3 protein-coding genes are annotated in these 1,660 nt (G+C 45.0%); 2 read left to right on the forward strand and 1 reads right to left on the reverse strand.

Annotated elements, in window-relative coordinates; all coding sequences use genetic code 11:
- Positions 1 to 429, reverse strand: a 429-nt coding sequence (locus R7P72_RS23970; protein ID WP_318110821.1) for an SgrR family transcriptional regulator, incomplete at its 3' end; no start/stop codon positions are given.
- Between the two features lie 489 nt (positions 430 to 918).
- On the opposite strand from R7P72_RS23970, the gene R7P72_RS23975 reads away from it, so the two are divergent.
- Positions 919 to 1,260, forward strand: a complete 342-nt coding sequence (locus R7P72_RS23975; RefSeq protein ID WP_005482591.1) for an ArsR/SmtB family transcription factor — start codon at positions 919 to 921, stop codon at positions 1,258 to 1,260.
- An 84-nt stretch (positions 1,261 to 1,344) separates the two neighbouring features.
- Positions 1,345 to 1,660, forward strand: a 316-nt coding sequence (locus tag R7P72_RS23980; RefSeq protein ID WP_411912900.1) for an arsenic resistance protein, incomplete at its 3' end; no start/stop codon positions are given.

A 1,660-nucleotide genomic window follows, 5' to 3' on the forward strand; every position in this document is an offset into this window, starting at 1 on the left:
ACTGCTTCGCTGCAATTGATGAGGAACAACACGCTCGAACATGCGTTTGTAGGTCAGCTGAATATTGAGCCGCCCCTCTTTTACCGATGCACCCGACGTTGTTTTGAGGAGTCGCCCAAATGCAGCTTCATCTTCATCCAGAATCGACAGCGCTTTCTCGTACTTACCAAGCTTGATCCGCTCTAGTGCAAGGCTTTCTTTTAGCGCGCTGAGTTCAACGTTTAACAACAATGTTGAACGTTGGTTCCGTCCCGGTTTTGGTCGCCAACTTAACCACGCTATCTCTTGCATCTGCGCCAGCAAACTGCGCGCATGACGAGGCGAAGTAAACAACAAATCGGCGATTTCTTGCAGCGTGGTTTTTGCTTCATTACCAACACCAAAAGAGAGCAAGCGTTGGTAATAACGAAATACGTTGAGATCAGACACCGCACGTACCTTAACTCTAGGAGGTCATTGAATAGGCGTATTTTACTGAACTTGGCGGCAATAAAATAAGAAAACTTCCAAACACTTTGTTCCCCTTTTACTAGCATTTCGTCCCTATATTGTAGGAAAAACCCACCTATTTGGTCTTATCAGGAATAAAGCGAAGAAATCTACTCTCTTTTTTACCTCCCCTTTTTTCACCATACTGATTTGGCTCGCAGGAAATATAGAAAATTGCTCACAACCTAACCCCCAAGCAGAACTTAGCTCCTGATACCACACCCCCAATTCGTCGTATCTTTAAGTTCTGCTTTTTTACTTGCTGCCATTTGACCGAATTCTTTGTTAGTCCACCAAATATTTGCGGGACATCATCCCTTCCCATTTTTTGACGTCGCTTATCTTCAATTCTCCTTTCAACAGTTGCGCCTTAGAAAAAGCACACGTACACTTAATCGCAATTCGACGATTAACTATAAAGGTCTGCTCATGAGCAACAAATGCAACGAAACGTGCCAAATTGCTTTTGAAACCACGCAACAACAACTCGATAAAGAACAAGCTCTCGCCGCTCAAGCGAAAGCGCTGTCTCATCCTGCTCGCTTACGCATTCTGCATATTCTTCACACTTTAGACACCATGGGCGGCTGCTTAAATAGCGATTTAGTCTCTGAGTTAGGTTTAGCGCAATCGACTGTATCAGAACACTTACGCATTCTAAAACAGGCCGGGTTTATCAGTGCAGAACCCAACCCGCCAAAGGTTTGTTACCGTATTCAACGTGAAAAACTGAACGCATTTAACGCTCAGTTTTCCGGTTTATTTAGCTAAGACACGTTGCGCGCTTTCCACGCGCGCAAAGATAAACTATAACTTAATACATCGCCTTTCGACGATAAACGAATAGAGACCACTATGACGACTGAAGTTTTAAATAGTGCCAGTGAAAAAATGAGCTTTCTTGACCGCTACTTAACGGTCTGGATTTTTGTCGCAATGGCCATCGGCGTGGGGATAGGCGCAGTCTACCCGCAAGTAGCAGAATGGAACGAAGCGATGTCCGTTGGTAGTACGAACGTACCGCTCGCCATTGGTTTGATTTTGATGATGTACCCACCACTCGCCAAGGTGAACTACGGTCTATTGGGAACGGTAACGAGAGATAAAAAGGCCATCACGCTGTCTCTGGTTATGAACTGGATCGTCGGTCCAATCCTGATGTTCGTTCTTG

Source organism: Vibrio sp. Vb0888 (genome assembly GCF_033338835.1).
In the GTDB taxonomy this organism is placed as follows: Bacteria; Pseudomonadota; Gammaproteobacteria; order Enterobacterales; family Vibrionaceae; genus Vibrio; species Vibrio alginolyticus.